Origin of the sequence: Bradyrhizobium sp. (genome assembly GCF_035701725.1) — a bacterium.
In the GTDB taxonomy this organism is placed as follows: domain Bacteria; phylum Pseudomonadota; class Alphaproteobacteria; order Rhizobiales; family Xanthobacteraceae; genus Bradyrhizobium.
The window spans coordinates 1-16,767 of sequence record NZ_DASSRP010000240.1 but is presented as its reverse complement, the minus strand read 5'-3'; the positions used below and the strand labels follow the sequence as shown (position 1 = coordinate 16,767).

The 16,767-nt window shown below is 61.5% G+C and carries 17 protein-coding genes and 1 pseudogene; 10 read left to right on the top strand and 8 right to left on the bottom strand.

Annotation, left to right across the window (positions count from 1 at the left end; translation table 11 throughout):
• Positions 1-130: DUF6949 family protein (locus VFL62_RS26910; protein WP_414644709.1), on the top strand; the 130-nt coding region annotated here is incomplete at its 5' end.
• Between the two features lie 62 nt (positions 131-192).
• Positions 193-723, top strand: coding sequence for a gamma carbonic anhydrase family protein (locus VFL62_RS13980; RefSeq protein WP_325172971.1), 531 nt, complete (start codon positions 193-195; stop codon positions 721-723).
• Between the two features lie 38 nt (positions 724-761).
• Here VFL62_RS13980 and VFL62_RS13975 read toward each other — a convergent pair whose 3' ends face one another.
• Positions 762-995, bottom strand: coding sequence for a hypothetical protein (locus VFL62_RS13975; protein ID WP_325172970.1), 234 nt, complete (start codon positions 993-995; stop codon positions 762-764).
• Between the two features lie 208 nt (positions 996-1,203).
• On the opposite strand from VFL62_RS13975, the gene VFL62_RS13970 reads away from it, so the two are divergent.
• Together VFL62_RS13970 and VFL62_RS13965 are read left to right on the top strand one after the other, a co-directional pair.
• Positions 1,204-2,874, top strand: a complete 1,671-nt coding sequence (locus VFL62_RS13970) for a PAS-domain containing protein (RefSeq protein ID WP_325172969.1) — start codon at positions 1,204-1,206, stop codon at positions 2,872-2,874.
• A gap of 210 nt (positions 2,875-3,084) precedes the next feature.
• Complete coding sequence (locus VFL62_RS13965) at positions 3,085-3,687, top strand: hypothetical protein (protein ID WP_325172968.1); 603 nt, start codon at positions 3,085-3,087, stop codon at positions 3,685-3,687.
• Positions 3,688-3,760: 73 nt separating this feature from the next.
• On the opposite strand, the gene VFL62_RS13960 is transcribed toward VFL62_RS13965, so the two are convergent.
• Together VFL62_RS13960 and VFL62_RS13955 are read right to left on the bottom strand one after the other, a co-directional pair.
• Positions 3,761-4,576, bottom strand: a complete 816-nt coding sequence (locus VFL62_RS13960) for a dienelactone hydrolase family protein (protein WP_325172972.1) — start codon at positions 4,574-4,576, stop codon at positions 3,761-3,763.
• A 442-nt stretch (positions 4,577-5,018) separates the two neighbouring features.
• Positions 5,019-5,642 carry a transglutaminase-like cysteine peptidase gene (locus VFL62_RS13955; RefSeq protein WP_325172967.1) on the bottom strand — a complete coding sequence of 208 codons (624 nt, stop codon included), beginning with the start codon at positions 5,640-5,642 and terminating at the stop codon, positions 5,019-5,021.
• Between the two features lie 487 nt (positions 5,643-6,129).
• Between VFL62_RS13955 and VFL62_RS13950 the strand changes: the two genes are divergently transcribed.
• Complete coding sequence (locus VFL62_RS13950; RefSeq protein ID WP_325172966.1) at positions 6,130-6,762, top strand: hypothetical protein; 633 nt, start codon at positions 6,130-6,132, stop codon at positions 6,760-6,762.
• 6 nt (positions 6,763-6,768) lie between these two features.
• Here the strand turns inward: VFL62_RS13950 and VFL62_RS13945 are convergent, their stop codons facing one another.
• Both VFL62_RS13945 and VFL62_RS13940 read right to left on the bottom strand, forming a co-directional pair.
• Positions 6,769-7,383 carry a PilZ domain-containing protein gene (locus VFL62_RS13945; RefSeq protein ID WP_325172965.1) on the bottom strand — a complete coding sequence of 205 codons (615 nt, stop codon included), beginning with the start codon at positions 7,381-7,383 and terminating at the stop codon, positions 6,769-6,771.
• A gap of 89 nt (positions 7,384-7,472) precedes the next feature.
• A complete protein-coding gene (locus VFL62_RS13940; protein ID WP_325172964.1) occupies positions 7,473-8,633 on the bottom strand; it encodes a CynX/NimT family MFS transporter in 1,161 nt (386 codons plus the stop codon).
• A gap of 240 nt (positions 8,634-8,873) precedes the next feature.
• On the opposite strand from VFL62_RS13940, the gene VFL62_RS13935 reads away from it, so the two are divergent.
• The 3 genes from VFL62_RS13935 to VFL62_RS13925 all read left to right on the top strand — a co-directional run bounded on the left by VFL62_RS13935 (position 8,874) and on the right by VFL62_RS13925 (position 12,062).
• Entirely contained in the window at positions 8,874-10,025 is a 1,152-nt protein-coding gene (locus tag VFL62_RS13935; protein ID WP_325172963.1) for a zinc-binding dehydrogenase, read from the top strand.
• Positions 10,026-10,330: 305 nt separating this feature from the next.
• Complete coding sequence (locus VFL62_RS13930; protein ID WP_325172962.1) at positions 10,331-11,506, top strand: OpgC domain-containing protein; 1,176 nt, start codon at positions 10,331-10,333, stop codon at positions 11,504-11,506.
• 67 nt (positions 11,507-11,573) lie between these two features.
• Positions 11,574-12,062: a DUF2059 domain-containing protein gene (locus tag VFL62_RS13925; RefSeq protein WP_325172961.1), complete on the top strand. Its 489-nt coding sequence runs from the start codon at positions 11,574-11,576 to the stop codon at positions 12,060-12,062.
• A 29-nt stretch (positions 12,063-12,091) separates the two neighbouring features.
• Here the strand turns inward: VFL62_RS13925 and VFL62_RS13920 are convergent, their stop codons facing one another.
• The 3 genes from VFL62_RS13920 to VFL62_RS13910 all read right to left on the bottom strand — a co-directional run bounded on the left by VFL62_RS13920 (position 12,092) and on the right by VFL62_RS13910 (position 15,183).
• A complete protein-coding gene (locus tag VFL62_RS13920) occupies positions 12,092-12,646 on the bottom strand; it encodes a PAS domain-containing protein (RefSeq protein ID WP_325172960.1) in 555 nt (184 codons plus the stop codon).
• 358 nt (positions 12,647-13,004) lie between these two features.
• A complete protein-coding gene (locus tag VFL62_RS13915) occupies positions 13,005-14,456 on the bottom strand; it encodes an ATP-binding protein (RefSeq protein WP_325172959.1) in 1,452 nt (483 codons plus the stop codon).
• Complete coding sequence (locus VFL62_RS13910; protein WP_325172958.1) at positions 14,446-15,183, bottom strand: response regulator; 738 nt, start codon at positions 15,181-15,183, stop codon at positions 14,446-14,448. Before VFL62_RS13910 ends, VFL62_RS13915 begins: the two co-directional genes overlap by 11 nt.
• A gap of 190 nt (positions 15,184-15,373) precedes the next feature.
• Here VFL62_RS13910 and VFL62_RS13905 point away from each other — a divergent pair, with 190 nt between their 5' ends.
• Positions 15,374-16,210 carry a MipA/OmpV family protein gene (locus VFL62_RS13905; protein WP_325172957.1) on the top strand — a complete coding sequence of 279 codons (837 nt, stop codon included), beginning with the start codon at positions 15,374-15,376 and terminating at the stop codon, positions 16,208-16,210.
• A 230-nt stretch (positions 16,211-16,440) separates the two neighbouring features.
• A pseudogene (locus VFL62_RS13900) lies at positions 16,441-16,767 on the top strand (hypothetical protein); the annotation flags it as partial.

The window sequence follows — 16,767 nt, the reverse complement described above, 5'->3', positions numbered from 1 at the left end:
TCGTGGCGTGCAGGTCGAGCGGCGCCGTTTTGAGTTCGTGATGATGGCGACCGTGCTGGCGGGGTTCTGGAGTCTGATGTCCGGCACCTTCTTTATCATGACGCTCCGCGCCGCCGGCCTGTTGGCCTGAACCTTTTCATTTGACCCGTTCGACGGCTATGCCAGAGTCTTCCTAAAGGAGACTTTTGTTTCATGGCGACCTACGAACTCGACGGGCAGGGGCCCGACCTTCCCAAAACCGGCAACTATTTCATCGCAGATACCGCAGCCGTCATTGGCAAGGTGCGTTTGCTGGAAGGGGCGAGCGTCTGGTTCGGCGCCGTGCTCCGCGGCGACAATGAATGGATTGAGATCGGCGAAGGCTCCAATGTGCAGGACAACTCGACCTGTCACACCGATCCGGGATTTCCGCTCATCATCGGCAAGGATTGCACCGTCGGCCACAACGTCATCCTGCACGGCTGCATCCTGGAAGATGGCGCGCTGGTCGGCATGGGCTCGATCATCATGAACGGCGCGAGAATCGGCCGCGGCAGCGTTGTCGGCGCGGGTTCGGTTATCACCGAGGGCAAGCAGTTTCCCGAAAACTCCCTGATCATCGGCTCGCCGGCGCGTGTGATCCGCACGCTGACCCCCGAGCAAGCCAGCGCAATGGGACGCGCCGCGAAATCCTACCAGCGCAACGGGCCGCGCTTCAGGGCTGGCCTGAAGAAGATCGGCTGACGCCTCGCGCAATCCGTCGCGCCGAGACGGGAGCGCGATCACCTCTTGGGCTTGTGTGCAGTCCTCCTGCGACCGCTATCCTTTTCAACGCTGTGAGACGCAAGCCGGACACTCTTGCGAAGGGCATCCTTCAGATCGATCGGGATGCCGTGCTTCTTGAGCAAGTCGGCAAACGCTTCGTCCGCCAGCTCCTGAAATGTCGCCATCCGGTCGCGCGCTAGCTGCTTGAGCTTGTCGAAGGTGTCGTCGTCAAAGGCGATCAACTTGCGCATGCGCGAGCTTTCCCGTGGTTAAGGATACGGAACCAGGAACCGGCGGTCTTGCGGAGCGGTGGGGTCCATCCATCGGCGGCGGGCGGACCGTAAAAACACGGCGATTCCGGTTAAACTTGTAGTAGTGCATTTGCGGCTAGTTTCCTTGCTCGCACGAACTGCTTCCGCAGACCTTGCTATCACAAGCCGAACTCCGCGAGCGCTGCCCATGATAGGCAAAATCGGCAATTTGTCGGGAAAACTCCTGACCTGGATCGACAATTTCCGCATCTCGGAGAAGGTCGCCGGGCTCGTCGGCCTTTTGGTTGTTGTGCTCGTTCTCCTCGTGGTGATGTCGATACAGACCGTCCGCCTGCAAAGCGAGTACCGGCGCCAGCTCGCGACGTCGACGGCCGCGGCGGTCAACATCGGACGTGTCAACGCCCTGATCTACGCGATCGTGATGGAATCGCGCGGTGTTTATATGTCGTCCGATCCGGCGACTGCAAAGCACTATGCCGATGAGATCTTGCGGCGAAACCGGCAACTTTCCGCGGTCATGACCGAATGGGATAAAGCCGACGATTTCGGCGATGAAGCTCAATTTGCTGCTTTCCGCGAACGGGTTTTCAAGTTCGTGAGCTTCCGCAAGGAGCTGGCGCGCCGGGCGACCCAGATCGGCCCCGAGGCCGGACGCAGCTGGGGTGACAACGAAGCCAATCGTTCGCTGCGTATCGCGCTCAACGACGACATCGAGGCGCTCGAAAAAGAACTGGACAAGCACGCGCTTGAAGTGGCGAAGCTTGCCGACCGGACCCGCTCGGCGTCCTGGTATCTGGCATCGCTTGGCTTCGCCGGGCTGCTCCTGGCTGCGCTCAACTTGCTTATCGTCCGCCGCTCGGTGACCAAGCCCCTGGCGGAGATCGCCAAGACCACCGATCTGATCGCCACCGGCACGACCAATCTCGCTATTCCCTATGACCGCAACGTGGACGAGATCGGGCACCTGGCGCGCGCCGTGCGCAACTTTCGCGACGCCACCTCGCGCAATCAGGAGCTCATTCAGCTCGAACTCGGTACCGCTCATCAGCGCGACAGGGCGATGGGCGAACGTGACAGGTTGAACGACAAGTATCTGGAGACCAGGTGGCAACTCGGCGCCGCGCTCAACAACATGGCGCAAGGCCTCATCATGATCGACGGCAAGGGCAAGGTGCTGACCGTAAATCAGCGCTATCGCACTATGTATAACATCCCGGCGGAGATCATCGTGCCGGACATGTCGTTGCGCGATCTTCTGGCCTATCGCGCCAAGCACGGCATGTTCGAGGGCAATGTGGACGAGTTCATGAAGTCGATACTCGATCGGGTCGCGAAGGGCAAACCCTCGACCGCGGAAGTCTCACTGCCCGATGGCCGCCTGATCCGGGTTTCCGAGGAACCGATGGCGGGCGGCGGATGGGTCGCGACGCATGAAGATTATACCGAGCGGCGGCGTGCCGAGCGGATGCTGGAGCGGACCGAGAAATTCCTTGTCTCTGTGCTGGAGACCGTGCCCCAAGCAATCGTTGCGAAGGATGCGCGCGACCTGCGCTATGTGTTTATCAACCGCGCTGCCGAGAAACTGATGGGCTTGCCCCGCGCCGAAGTGATCGGCAAGACAGTGCGCGACCTGTTTCCGGCCGACACAGCGATCGAGATTGAGGGCCAGGATCGCGAGGTGCTTGAAGGCAATCGGGAGAATGAGTTCGTCCTGCGCAACATCCGGACGCCGAACAATGGCGAACGTTTGGTGGCGGTGCGCCGGCTGCGCATCGCCGATCAAGCAAGCGAATCCATGTTGATCAGCATGATCGAGGATCGGACGGGCGAGCTGGCTGTCACCGAGGCCGCGGCCTGACTTCGCCGACGTGGCGCGCCGCGCTCACTTCCTAAAGTGAATTTTAGTTTCGGCGTCAGATCGGCGCCGCGCGACGCATGCGCGCGCAGTCGCGCAGAAGTGAGCCCGTGCTTCGGGCATTTCGTCGCGGTCATCACCACATGACGGAACGGGATCGCAGCCAGGCGCGTCTACGTTGGCGGAGTTGAGTCCAATTTAGGAGGGTGGAGAATGTGGCGTAAATCAATGATCGCGCTTTGCGCGGCGGCGTCAGTGATGGCGCTGACACCGAACATGGCCTTGGCCTTTGGCGGTGGGCATGGTGGCGGCGGCGGCGGTGGAGGCGGCCACGGTGGTGGAGGCGGCGGCTTCGGAGGTGGTGGCGGCTTTGGTGGCGGCCATGCCGGCGGCTTTGGCGGCGGCGGTGGTTTTGGCGGACACGCCGGTGGCTTTGGCGGCGGTGGGTTGGCAGCGCATTCGGGCGGCTTTGGCGCCAACGGCTTTGCCGGGAGAAACGCGGGTCCCGGCGGCTTCAACAGTTTCGCGCACGCACCTGCCGCTGGCACTGCGGGCGTCGGCGCTATGCAAGGCAACCGCTTCGCAAGCGGCAATTTCCAACACGGCGGCTTCGGTCACCATGGCTTCCACCACGGCTTCCACCACGGACGCCGCGGCTTCTTCGCCGACGGCTTCATCGGCTACGATGGTTACTGGGATTATCCCGACTACGCCTACGACGACACCTATTACGACAATGGCGGCTGCTACATCGTGCAGCGGCGCGTGCACACCCGCTACGGATGGCGCATCAGGCCGATTCAGGTTTGCAGCTAAGATCGCGACAGGCTGAAATAGGAAGGGCGCGCGGCATGAACCGCGCGCCCTTTGTGTAACGGGGGGATGCGATCTAGCCGAGCACCTTGTACTTCCTGAACCAGGCCTGCATCTGGTTCCAGGCATCTTCGGCGGCTTCCTTGCGATAGCTCGGGCGATAGTCGGCATGAAAGCCGTGCGGCGCACCCGGATAGATCTTGAATTCGGCAGGCTTGTTTGCCTTTGCGAGCGCTTCCTTCAGCGCTTCGACGGTCGGGACCGGAATGCCCTGGTCCGCCTCACCGTAAAGCCCGATCACCGGCGCCTTCATCTCGGACGCGAGCTGGGTCGGGCTCTTCGGCCAGCCGGGGATGTTGGGTGGATCAACCGGCGGCCCGTAGAATGACGCACCAGCCTTCAACGTGCTCGAATGCGCCGCATATTCCCACACCGTGCGGCCGCCGCGGCAAAAGCCGATGATGCCGAGCCGATCGGTGTTGCCGCCTTGCGCCTTGGCCCAGGCAACCGTGCTGTCGAGATCGGAGAGAAGTTCGGCGTCCGGCTTGGCGTTGACGATCGGCAGAAGTTGCGGAATGTCGGTGATCTTGGTGAGATCGACGCCTTTGCGGAAATAATAATCAGGCGCGACGGCGAGCGCGCCGAGCTTGGCGAGGCGACGCGTGACGTCCCTGATGTATTCGTGCAAGCCGAAGATCTCCATCGCAACCAGGATGACCGGCGGATTGGCGAGCCCCTTGGGGCGCGCGAAATAGCCGGGCATCTCGCCGTCGGCGACTTTGATCTTGATGTCGCCGGCATCAAGGCCGTCGGTCGACGTCGTGATCACGTCGGCCCGGACCGGCCCGGCGGCCAGCGTGTAGCCGGCGGTTACGGCGGCGGACGCGGTCATGAAGCCGCGGCGCGAGAACGGGGCGACCTTGGTCAGTCCGATGACATCGGACGTCAGTTGGATGTGGCGGTTCATGCGGGTTCCTCGAGCGGGATGGAGGGCCAGAACAGACAGTGTGCCAAAACCGAGACACCAACATCCAGCCGTTATTCCGTGCCTGCCGGGAATGACCGCTTGGGCCGCAAAAGGGGGGCCCCAATAAACAAGGCCGTCGGCGGAGTATGATCGCCCACGGCCTTGCCAGCCCCGGATCTTAAATTGGCTTACGCCCTCCGGTGCTGGCGTTATCCCCTAATCGGCCGAGAACCAATTATGATGTAGATCACAATTGCCCAAAAAAGTGCGGCCAGCCCTTGGGGGAAGGCTGGCCGCGCGCGATCCGGTCTGGGACGGGGAGGGGTGGGGATGTGACCGAATCGCGTAACTCCTGATTTCCGATGCTTCAGCGGTCCCGCGCGCTGGCGGTCGAAACCGCAGGCTTGGGATCGCCAAGAGAGACCCAGACGTTGGGGTCGCCCTGCGATTGGCGCTTGACGAAGCGGTACCCAGTCTCGGTCCAGGCCACGACGCTTTCGTTCTGGTTGTCCAGAATGAACTCGCCTTTGTCGGACTTGACGGTCAAAACCGCATGACCTTCGCCCATCTTGTCGCGGACCACCGTGATCAGAAGCGCCTCGCGCGGCCATCCCGCATCGATCAGCATCTTGCGCTTCATCAGCACGTAGTCTTCACAGTCGCCGTAGCCGTCCGTCGGCAACGACCATTTCTCGATCACGCCCCAATGATCCATATCGGTCATCGGCTTGACGGTCTCGTTGACCCAGCGATTGACCTTGATTAGGTCGCGCCACGCCGCCTGCGTCATCACGATATCGCGCGGCTGTGATGGGCCGCCTTTGCACTCGGCCGGATTTTCACCGCAGAATTCCACCCAACCGATCGGGGCACGCGTGGTGTCGCCCAGGCTCGCATAGAGTGTCCGTTCATCGGCAGCGTTCGCCGATGCGCTCAATCCAAGCAGGATGGCGGCAACCGCCAACCCTTTCGTCTCCCTGAACCCGAACATGTGGCCCCCGTTTTTTTGTTGGGACCACGTTTCGCACAAAGGTTTTGCGCTGCGGCTAAGTACGCCAAGTACAATTGAGGCGAATACTCATCAATACTTCAGAGAATTAGATCTATATTTGAAATGGATTCGACGAAAATCTTAGATAACTGCAATTGATTCAAATTTTATCGATTAACCCGCGGAAGGCGGTATTGCAGGCTGGTTCGGCGCTTATGCCGCCGACATTAACCGCGAGCGAAGCCAGCTTTGCTGGCCGCCACAACCCGGTCGCATCGGGCCGAGGGTTAAGAAAGTGAAAACCTGCGGTCCATTCGGCTTTACGCGCCGGTAACGCTGTGCGCGGGTGGTCGCAATCTGGCAGTTGCGTCCCGTTTCGAACGTGCAGGTTTTGCGGATGTCAGAATCCAGCCGATGCGCCGTTGAAATTCTTGGCAATCGGCCCGCAGCCATGCATCCATGCGGCCCAATAACAAGGGAGGAAACAATGAAAAGCGTGCTTTGGGGCTTTGCGGCTGTATTGTGCGTGGTCGTCGGCCCGGTGGCTTCGGCGGAGGACGCGCCCCGGATCAATCCGACCGACCCGCAGCCAACCTGCTCGATGTGTCCGGGCACCTATATCCCGGCGGCCGAGCTTGAGCGCTATACGCAAAAGGCCATCGCCGAGAAGCTGATCGATCAGCAGGTGCGGGACATTGACATTGGCAAGTCCCGGATCGGCATCGGCATCGTGCATCGCGGGCGCCTGGAGAAGCCCGCGCCGGATTCAGTCGCCGAGCACGACCAGATCAGCGAGGTCTATCATGTGATCTCGGGGGCAGCGACGCTGGTGCTCGGGCCGGATATTGTGAGCCGGCAGCGGCGGCCCTCGACCATGCGCACCGTGCGCGAGTTCAACGGTCCCGGCAACAACGGCTCGGACATCAAGGATGGCGTGGCCTACGAGATCAAGGCCGGCGACGTCGTGGTGATTCCCGCCGGCACTGGCCACTGGTTCACCAAGATCGACGACCACATCGACTACCTGATGATCAGGATCGATCCGGACAAGGTGACGCCGCTCAAGGGCGAAGCGCAGTCGATGGAGTATCTGTCGCAGCCGGCTGTTAAAGGAGAATAAGCCGCATTACCGTGCGGTGACGCTTTCCTCGAGCGTCTCGGCCACCTGCTCGTGGACGAATTCGAGCGCAAAGCCCTCTTCGAGATTGCGCACCACGCGGGCCGGAACCTTGCCGAGCATGACCTGCGATTTGAGCGGCGGGCGGTTCTCGGCAGCGATCGCCGCACCCGAGCGCGACATGTCGATAATGCGGCAGGTCATCTTGGTGCCGTCTTCGAGCGTGAGCAGCGCGATCGGGTTGCGCGGGATGATACGGTCGTGGCGGCGGTCTTCCGGAAGGTTGAGGATGTCGCGGTTGGCAAGCCAGGTGAGTTGGGCTGCGAGCTTGTCTCGCTTTCTCGGGGTGGCACCGACGGTCATGGCAAAGCCATTGTCGATGATGCGGGTGATCTTGCCTTCGACGCGACCGATATGGTCGAGATAGGCGATCACGCGGTCGCCGACATTACCGATGCCGGGCGCGAGCAGGGCAAGCCCTCCCGGGGACATATTGATGATCTGGCACGGAAACTCGCGCCGATCGGGCAGCATGTAACGACCCAGCAGATGAACTTTCACCCGCTGAAAGCGCCGTCGCTCTTCCGCTGACGGCAAAATCGATTTCTTGTTTGCTAACGCCATTTTCGCCGCCACGGCACCCGCTATGAGCGCCCCCTCGACCCTACGGCCAGCAGGGTTAACGAGCCGTTAGCGAAACCGCAGGAACACGCTCACGCAATTTTTGGCTGTGCTTCGGCAAGCCGGTTGAATGCCCACAGCAATAGCGGACACGCAAGGATGACGACGGTGCCAAAATCGATGGCTGAGGCGGTGTGACCGGTTGATTTGGCCAAAGCGCCCGCGACCGCCGGGCCCAGCATCATCGTGCCATAATAGAGCGTGTAGAAGATGCCCATGCCGATGGCGCGCGTCTCTGCCTTCAATATGCGCGCCGGCAGGCTCATGATCGGCCCGACCGGCAGGCCGCTGAGCAATCCGATACCCGTGACGACCGAGACCACCGCGTCGGTGCGCGGCAGGACGACCATCAACGCGGCAAAGACGAAACACCCGACAGCCAGAACCAGATCCGGCCGGCCGGTCCGATCGGCCAGAATGCCGCCGAGCGGGACCGACACGACCGCTAGCCACAACACGATGCTGATGACCGGGCCCGCCGCCGAAATCGACCAGCCACGCTCGTCCAGCATCGACGGCCCGAAACTGAAGATCATCGCAAAGCCGAGGTTGAAAAGCCCCCATATCAGGCCCGCCGCAATCAGGGCGATCAGCGTCTTGCGATCCGGCCACGATCCGGGTGCGGCCGCCGCGATCTTGGGCGATGAGGGATAGGCGGCTGCGAAGAACACCAGCCCCAACGCGATGGAGGCCGCTACCGTGAGATGGACAGCCTCGACGCCAAACGCGGTTGCGATCAGCGGAAGCAGGATCAGCGAAAGGGCAATGCCGGCCGGCCACGAATTGACGAAGATCGCCATTGCCGTTGCGATTTCCCGACCCACAAACCAGTCGGCGACCATTTTGGTCATCTGCACATTGAACATGACGCCGCCGGCGCCGCTGACAAGCCTGCCTGCGATCTGATTGATCCACGTTGACGACAGCGCCATTGCCAGTTCGCCGAGGAGCATCAGCAGCAGCGATACGATCACCGTGGGTTTGTCGCCAAGCCGTTTTCCGATCGCTCCGCCCGGCAACGCGAGGAACAGGCCAGGCGCGAAATAAAGCCCGATCAGCCAACCGATGTCGGCAAGCGAGACGCCGAATTTCTGGTTGAGAAGCGGAGCCACCGCCGCCACGCTCTGGAACTGAAACGCCATCGTCAGACGAATGAGGAACAGTACGGCGAGGGCAAACCATCGGCTGCGCATGGCGTCACACCTTCAAGAACGCGCGGAAGTATTGCTCGTGGTCCTGTGATTCTGACATTTGCAAGAGTGCCAGCCAGATCGGGATGCAAATGTTGGAATCGGACCACTACGAGGGTGTCGATACCGCGTCAATCGTCGGCTGACGGCAAGGCCCGATTGGCATTACGGCGTGCTTCACATAGGCTCGCCCAAGCCCATAAAACACACCAAGACTTCGACAAGGGCCCAGGAGGAAAAGCCGTGGAACAGATACGCGTATGCACCTATGAGGGACCCGGCGCGAGACCGGTCATCCGAAGCGTGCCATGGCCCAAAATCGGCAAGAAGGCGGCGCTGATCAAGGTCGGCGCCTGCGGCGTTTGCGGCACCGATTTGCATATTCTCAAGGGCCACTGGCCGAAACCCCTGCCGTGGCCGTTCACGCTCGGTCACGAGATCGGCGGCGTGCTGGTCGAGGTCGGTTCGGAATTCACTGAAGACTTCATGAGCAAGCCGCTGAAAACGGGATCGAAAGTCATGATCCCGCCCTTGATGCCGTGCGGCCATTGCTACTACTGCATCCATTATCCCCAGAGCGCCAACAAGTGCCTGACGCCGGTTTATTACGGTCGCTATCTCGGCTTCGACAAGGCTCCGCATCTGTGGGGCGGCTGGGCCGAATATGTCTATGTCGATCTAGAGATGCTGCCGGGCACCAAGATCTACAAACTGCCCGATGACATGCCGCTGCGATTGGGAGCGCTCTCGGAGCCGCTCACATCCTGCATCCGTGCCTTCAACCGCGCCACGCGCGCCGGCGGGTTCAGCTGGGGCGACACCGTTGTCATTCAGGGATCAGGTCCGATCGGTATTCTCGCGGTTGCGGCCGCGCGCGAAATGGGAGCAGGGCGGGTGATCTGCGTCGGTGCGCCGGAAGAGCCGCGGTTGAGGCTGGCGCGCCAGTTTGGCGCCGAAGCGACCGTGAACATCGAGGAGATCAAGACGCCGGCCGGGCGCATCAGCCGCGTGCGGGACATCGTCGGGGGATTTGGCGCCGACCTCGTGATGGACTGCTCGGGCCATCCGAGTGCAGGCCCGGAAGGAATCGAAATGCTGCGCGACGGCGGCACCTATGTCGAGATGGGGCAATTCACCGATGCCGGCGCGATCGAGACGTCATGGCACCGCATCTGCACCAAGGACCTCAACGTGCTGGGATCCTGGGGCTTCACCGGCAACGACCTGCCGCTCGGCGTTGATATGCTGTACCGCACCCGAACCAAATATCCCTGGCTCGACATGCAGACCATCTATCCGTTCTCGGAGGATGGCGTAGCCAGTGCGGTCGCGGACGCGATGGCGATGAAGACCGTCAAGTCCACCATCGTGCCGTGGCCGGAACTGGTGGAATAGGCCGGAAAAGATTGCGCCGGTCATCTTCCCGGATTGACGCAAATCGGCCGGCGAGTATCAATGAGACACAGGGATTGTTGAACCAAAGCTTTATTTTTTCGTTTCGACCCGCCTCACAGCCAGTGGGCGACGGTGACGTTCCTTTCAGAGTGGCCGCGAGTTCCGTGGAAGGAACGTCAGGGTCAACGCCACACTGAAATTGTAGGACTGCCGGTGTCCCTTTGGTTCTGACGTTCGCAACGGTGTCCGCTGCGATTACATGCGAATGTCAGAGCCCGGACACCAGATAATCGGATGGGGGCATCATGGCCGAACAGGGCAAGATTTCCGTCGAACGTGATCTCAGGCTCGACCTATTCCGCGGCGTCGGATTATGGATGATCTTTCTCGACCATATCCCGCATGACGTGGTTTCCTGGCTGACCTTGCGCAATTACGGCTTCAGCGACGCAGCCGAGTTCTTCGTTTTTATTTCCGGTTACCTGGCGGGTTTCATCTACGGGCCGATCATCAAGGCCGGCCATTTTCTCGCCGCGCTCAAGCGGCTATGGCGGCGGGCGATCGAAATGTACGTCGCCCATATCATGCTGTTTCTGATCTTCACCGCTCAAATCGCTCGCACGGTGCGAAAATTCGACAATCCGATGTACGAGGACGAATTCAACGTCCACAATTTCCTGCTGCACCCGGACGTGCTGATCGGGCAGGCGCTGACGCTGCGCTACAAGCCGGTCAACCTTGATGTGCTGCCGCTCTACATCACCTTGATTGCGACAGCTCCGTTCATGCTGTGGGCGATGGTGCGGCGGCCGAACCTGACGCTGCTCGGCTCGATCATCCTGTATATCTTCGCGCGCATCTTCGACTTGAATTTTGCCTCCTATCCGCCCGGTACGACCTGGTATTTCAATCCATTTGCCTGGCAAATGATGTTCGTCTTCGCGGCCTGGTGCGGCACCGGCGGCGCCAATGCGATATGGCCCTACGTGCAGTCGCGCCTGGCGCTGACGTTGGCATCGCTATGGCTATTGTTCGCCTTCCTGGTCGTCATGAGCTGGCACTTCGCGATTCTTGGGGCGTGGATACCCGCCTGGCTCAACAAGATCATCTATCCGATCGACAAGACCGACCTCGACATGTTCCGCTTCACGCACTTCCTCGCGCTGGCCGTGCTGGTGTCGCACTACGTGCCTTACGGCTGGTCGGCTCTGAAATACAAATGGCTGCGTCCGGTGATCCTGTGCGGCCAGCATTCGCTGCCGATCTTCTGTTTCGGCGTGTTCCTGTCCTTTGCGGCGCACTGGATCCTGATGCAGTACACGAGGGGCGTGTGGGAGCAGCTTGTCGTCAGCGCCGCCGGCATCGTGATCATGATCGCCATCGCATGGGTGCTGGATCGCGCCAGGAAGGTGCCCGATCTGTTCGTCGATTCCGCCGAAATCAAGGGCGCCGCGGCGACGCTGGAGACCAGCAAGGCCTGACGTCGCAGGCAACACGGCAAGGCCGAATATTGAAACACCAACGCGCGATTGTTGACCGGAGGATATCATGGTCCAACGTCTTTTGATTGCCGTATGTCTTTTGCTGCTGTTGTCGCCGGGCGTTCGGGCGCAGACGCCGTCATTCGATGCCATGACGGCCGCGCGGAGCCTCGTCATCACCATGAAGCTCGCTGATCAGTACAAGGCGCTACTGCCGGCGATCCTGCTTGGTTTGAAACCGGCGCTGACTCAGGATCGCCCCGAGCTCGAGCGCGACTATGACGCGATGATGCCGATGGTCGCCGAGGCTTTCGAGCCGTATTACACCTCGATGGTGGACGGCATCGCCGCGATCTACGCCACCAACTTCACGGCCGCCGAACTGCGCGACATCGAGGCTTTCTATCGTCAGCCCGCCGGGCAGAAGATGCTGGAAAAGATGCCGGCGATCAGCCAGCAGGCGCTTGCGGTAGGACAGGAGATCGGCCGCAAAGCGGCGGACGATCTGCGTCAGCGCCTGACCGAGGCGTTACGGCAGAAGGGACATAAGCTATAGCGGGCGGAGAACGCGTCCGGCGAAGCCCGTCAGCGCAGACCCTCATAGACCATCAGGCCGCGCGCCAGCCGCAGCTTGCGCAGCGCGCGCGGCACCAGCCGTTCGCTCGGCGGATGAATGTAGCGCCACGAGGTCAGTTCGAAATCTTTGAGCCGGGTGTGTCCGGTTTCGAACGGGGCGAGCAGGCCGGTCATGCTCAGCGGCACATGGGCGCGGTGGTTGAACGGCAGGAGCAACAGTTCAAGATGTGCTTGTCCCTCCGCAGAGGCCGCGGTGATGCCGGCCACCGCCGGCAGCATCTCCTCAGTAACGGCGGTGACGATGTCTTTGATGTCGCGCCGGCTGTCGGAACCGAACAGCGCCGGAAAGCTCTGATCCTTCACGTCGCGGCCGAGCAGGGCGCACAGCCGGGTGCCGGCGACACGGAACGGATAGCCGCTCGCCTCATCGCAGGCGAGGACGAAAATGTCCCCGAGCAGGCGGCGAATGGCATCCGGGTTGAAGTCGCCACGGTCCGGCGCGCGGGCTTCGCCGCGCTTTTCGTTCCAATAGGCGAAAAACTGCTGGTTCGACGGATGTTTCATGCTCGGCTATCGCCCCCTGCGTGAGCGCGGATGGCACATCTCTGTCCCGTTTCCACGCACACGCATTGCTGGTTTCGTTGTGCAGAAACAGCATTGCAGCGTCCATGCCGAAGCCGACTTCGGCCCAGGCTTTGCGGCATTAACGTTAAATTAACGATGGGCTTGGCGCGACCGGGCGGGCTGCTACGCTCCGCCCATCAGATACTTCGCCGGGCTTCTCCAGGTCCGGCAAAGGCACAAGGCGTCGAACAGACTGGCCGCTTTTGCGCGGGGAGGGGTGGGGACAATCCCCAGGTGAACCCCGCACGGATAAGGCCAACATCCAACAGAGGGAGGGCTTTCTCAGGGCCCTCCCTTTCTACGTTGGGACGCAGACGCGGTTCTGCTCTGTCGCGCCGACCGCCTGGGCGCTTTGGCCAAAGACGCTCGCCTTGACCGCGGGCAATTCCAGCCGCGTGCGCAGTCCGCCGCTCTCGCTTCGGGCGAGCGTGAGGTCGCCGCCATGCTCGCGTGCGGAGTTGCGGGCCACCGCGAGGCCAAGGCCGACGCCGCCGGTATCGCGGTTGCGCGAGCCTTCGAGCCGATAGAACGGCGCAAAGACCTTTTCATATTCGTCTTCCGGAATTCCCGGGCCGTCATCATCGACGGTGATGACGGCGCGATCCGCGATCCGATCGAGCCTCACGCGGGCGCAGCCGCCGTATTTGACGGCGTTATCAACCAGGTTGGCGATCGCCCGTGAAATCGCCACCGGCCGGCAAATGACGAGGATCGCCTGGCGCGCCGACGACATCTCGACTTGATGCCCGGTATCGATTGCGTTCTCGCAAACGGATTCGACGAGCGCGCCGAGATCGACCAGCAGAGGCGCCTCGCGCTTGATATCGTCGCGCGCAAACGCCAAGGTCGATTCGATCATGGCCGCCATCTCGTCGATGTCAGCGAGTATCTTGGCTTGTTGTTGCCCGTCGCCAACCAGTTCAGCACGCAATCTCATCCGCGTCAGCGGTGTCTTCAGATCGTGCGACATCGCAGCCAACATCAGCGTGCGGTCGCTTACAAAGCGGCGAAGGCGGTCCTGCATCTGATTAAAGGTACGGATTGCGGTTCGCAATTCGCGAGGCCCGCTTTCGGTGAGTGGAATGGCTTCGCTGCTGGCCCCGAAGCGCTCAGCGGCAGCGGCGAAGGCCGAGATCGGCCGGGCCAGCCACCGCGCCGTCCACACCGAAAGCGCGGCGATCAACAAACCCAAAGAAATCAGCAGAACGAAAAGGAGTTTGCTGGGTCCTTCCACGGCGAAGTCGGAATTGGTGATAACGAGCCACTTGCCGTGCGGTAGCGCGATTTCCGCCACCAATTGTTCGGGCCCGGCCTCGTCCGCCGGTTCTGTGCTCGGACGCGCATCGACACGCACCGCATCAGGCGTGGCCTGTAGCTGGAACGCTATCAAGTCGCGCATCAGTTCGATTCGCGACTCGCTGCTCGTCTCGATGGTCGGCCGGTCGCGAATCTCGGCGCGGAATGGGGGTTCGGTGAATGCTGTGAGGAGCGCGGGCCGCTCGGAGGCCGGGGCCCTTGTGATCGCGGCTGCAATGGCGGCGAAGCGTCCTGAAAGCAGCTGCGGGTTGTGATAGCGATTGATGGTCGCCACAAAGGAACGGCCGAGGAACATCTGCGTGTTCGATTGTCCTTCCGCATGACTGAGAAGAATGCCGCGGCTGATGCTGATCGCGACCGTCAATGCGATGCTCGAGACGATCGCAAGCACCAGGGCAGCGGCGATCCGGGTGGCGATGCTGTCAAGACGCATGTGACAGTTCCGCGCTGACCACCGCGACGCTTGCCGCGAATACGTAACCGCCGCCGCGGACGGTCTTGATGAATTCCGTGCCGTCCGGGTCGATGCTGAGCTTGCGCCGCAACCGGCTGATCTGCACGTCGACGCTGCGATCGAAGCTGGAGGCAGCGCGGCCGCGGGCGAGGTCGAGCAACTGGTCGCGGTTGAGTACGCGCTGCGGACGTTCGGCAAGCGCCAGCAAGAGATCGAATTCTGCGGCGCGCAGCGGCACCAACGCGCCGGCCGGCGAGAACAGCTGCCGCCCTGTGACATCGAGGCGCCAGCCGCCGAATTCCAGCGTGCGGTTGCTTCCATTGTGAGCACCCGCAGGCGCGCCACCGGCACGCCGCAGCACCGCGCGTATCCGCGCCAGCAATTCGCGGGAGTTGAACGGTTTTGCGAGATAATCGTCTGCGCCCATTTCGAGGCCGACGATACGGTCGGTTTCGCTGCCGACCGCCGTCAGCATGATAATCGGAATGCTGGCATTGGAGCGGACGCGGCGGCACAGGTTGAGGCCGCTTTCGCCCGGCAGCATCACGTCCAGAACGACCAGATCGATCCGCGCGCTTTCCAGATTCTGCAACATACCACGTCCATCGTGGGCGACCGACACGCGATAGCCGTGCTGTGTCATGAACTGCGACAACAGGGTGCAGATTTCCTTGTCGTCGTCGACGATGAGAAGATGCTGAGGCATACCGAACTTCTATCCCGTTTGAGGCCCGGAAGGAAAAGCAGATTTTTGTAACCGCGTGTTGCACGAACTGATGGAGGTTACAGAAGGCAACAATCGGGCGGTTAGAGGACATCGTCAGGACACCTGCAGAGGTATATCTCCGCGGCCCAGCGTCGGGTGGCGTGTTCGAACTGCGGGAGCGGGTGCTAAAGTGAAGCGTCAACTCGGTTGGATGGTTGCAGCCTTGGTTTTGCTCGTCACGTGGCCGACTGCTGCATCGGCGCAATCATCGGACTTGTGGCCAAACTTCTCCATGCCGTGGACTTCGAAACTCTGGACCCTCACCATCGGCGCCAATGTGGGCGGGCTGCCGGCGTTTGAAGGTATCAAGGGCGATCAATTAAACGCGGCGCCTATTTTTTCGCTCGGACCGGCCGGTGGTTCGGCGGAACGGTTTCACGGCCCGCTGGACAGCTCCGGCATCGCGTTGTTCGACTATGAAGGCTTCAGTGCGGGCCCGGCAATCAACTCCATAAAATCGCGCAAAGCCGACAGCTTTTCCGAGCTCAACGGCCTTGGCGATGTCAAGTCGGCGATCGAACTGGGCGGCTTCGCGCAGTATTTTCCGACCGATTGGTTTCGCATCCGCAGTGAAGTCCTGCGCGGCGTCCGCGGCGAAACGGGAGTGACCGCCAATTTCTCCGCCGACTTTCTCGTGCCGGTCTCGCCGCGTCTGACGCTCTCTGGCGGACCGCGCTACACATTGGAAAGTACAGCAGCAACCGCCCCCTATTTCAGTGTGAGCCAGGTACAGTCGGTGGCCTCTGGATTGCCCGTCTTCGATGCCAAAGGCGGCTCGCATTCGGTCGGCGCTGGCGCGCAAATCCGCTACCAGTTCGATCCGAAATGGGAGGTCCACGCTTACCTTGAATATGATCGCCTGCTCGGCGATGCGGCGGCAAGTCCGCTCGTCACGCTGCGCGGCTCACCGAACCAGCTTTCGTTTGGCCTCGGCGCGTCCTACTCGTTCGATTTTCGTTTGCCGTAGGCGCTTCTCGCATGATGCTTCGATGTTGCGCGTGGCGTTGGCGGCGCAGACATGTCATCAGCCGGCTGACCCGTCGTTTCGGGATTGCGCTGATCAGCGCGCTGCTCGCATCGATGGTCGGCGGTTGCGCGTGGTTGGATCGGCCGGACCTTCGACTCCAGGGCGCAAAATCGATCGGTGTTGTCTCGGCGATTGGCGACGAGTTCACATTCTCGCGGGCCGGCTTGACGATGCCCGCCGACGCAGAACGGCATTTCTCGATTCTGTCATGGGGGCTTGATGATTTGGTGACGGTCCGCGCGGGCGTACTGCTCGGAAAGCGTTACCAGGTTCAAAGCCTGACTTATTCGCGTGCGCCCTTTGCGGAGCGAGCGGCGGTTTCGGCTTTCGCGGTCAAGAACCTGCTTAGCTCGCGCGATCGCAATAGCCGCATCGTTGATCTCGTGCGCACCGAGGTCGCGCCGCAGGGGTTGGATCTCTATGTCGTGGTGACCAAGGGCGAAGCTTCCTATGGAAGCCGAAACCGGACAGTGACCGGGATCGGAGCTATCGATCGC

What these genes read in the sequence shown, in the direction of transcription:
- VFL62_RS13980 (WP_325172971.1), top strand. Translation starts at nt 193, where the DNA reads ATGGCGACCTACGAACTCGACGGGCAGGGGCCCGACCTTCCCAAAACC.
- VFL62_RS13975 (WP_325172970.1), bottom strand. Translation starts at nt 995, where the DNA reads ATGCGCAAGTTGATCGCCTTTGACGACGACACCTTCGACAAGCTCAAG.
- VFL62_RS13970 (WP_325172969.1), top strand. Translation starts at nt 1,204, where the DNA reads ATGATAGGCAAAATCGGCAATTTGTCGGGAAAACTCCTGACCTGGATC.
- VFL62_RS13965 (WP_325172968.1), top strand. Translation starts at nt 3,085, where the DNA reads ATGTGGCGTAAATCAATGATCGCGCTTTGCGCGGCGGCGTCAGTGATG.
- VFL62_RS13960 (WP_325172972.1), bottom strand. Translation starts at nt 4,576, where the DNA reads ATGACCGCGTCCGCCGCCGTAACCGCCGGCTACACGCTGGCCGCCGGG.
- VFL62_RS13955 (WP_325172967.1), bottom strand. Translation starts at nt 5,642, where the DNA reads ATGTTCGGGTTCAGGGAGACGAAAGGGTTGGCGGTTGCCGCCATCCTG.
- VFL62_RS13950 (WP_325172966.1), top strand. Translation starts at nt 6,130, where the DNA reads ATGAAAAGCGTGCTTTGGGGCTTTGCGGCTGTATTGTGCGTGGTCGTC.
- VFL62_RS13945 (WP_325172965.1), bottom strand. Translation starts at nt 7,383, where the DNA reads ATGGCGTTAGCAAACAAGAAATCGATTTTGCCGTCAGCGGAAGAGCGA.
- VFL62_RS13940 (WP_325172964.1), bottom strand. Translation starts at nt 8,633, where the DNA reads ATGCGCAGCCGATGGTTTGCCCTCGCCGTACTGTTCCTCATTCGTCTG.
- VFL62_RS13930 (WP_325172962.1), top strand. Translation starts at nt 10,331, where the DNA reads ATGGCCGAACAGGGCAAGATTTCCGTCGAACGTGATCTCAGGCTCGAC.
- VFL62_RS13925 (WP_325172961.1), top strand. Translation starts at nt 11,574, where the DNA reads ATGGTCCAACGTCTTTTGATTGCCGTATGTCTTTTGCTGCTGTTGTCG.
- VFL62_RS13920 (WP_325172960.1), bottom strand. Translation starts at nt 12,646, where the DNA reads ATGAAACATCCGTCGAACCAGCAGTTTTTCGCCTATTGGAACGAAAAG.
- VFL62_RS13915 (WP_325172959.1), bottom strand. Translation starts at nt 14,456, where the DNA reads ATGCGTCTTGACAGCATCGCCACCCGGATCGCCGCTGCCCTGGTGCTT.
- VFL62_RS13910 (WP_325172958.1), bottom strand. Translation starts at nt 15,183, where the DNA reads ATGCCTCAGCATCTTCTCATCGTCGACGACGACAAGGAAATCTGCACC.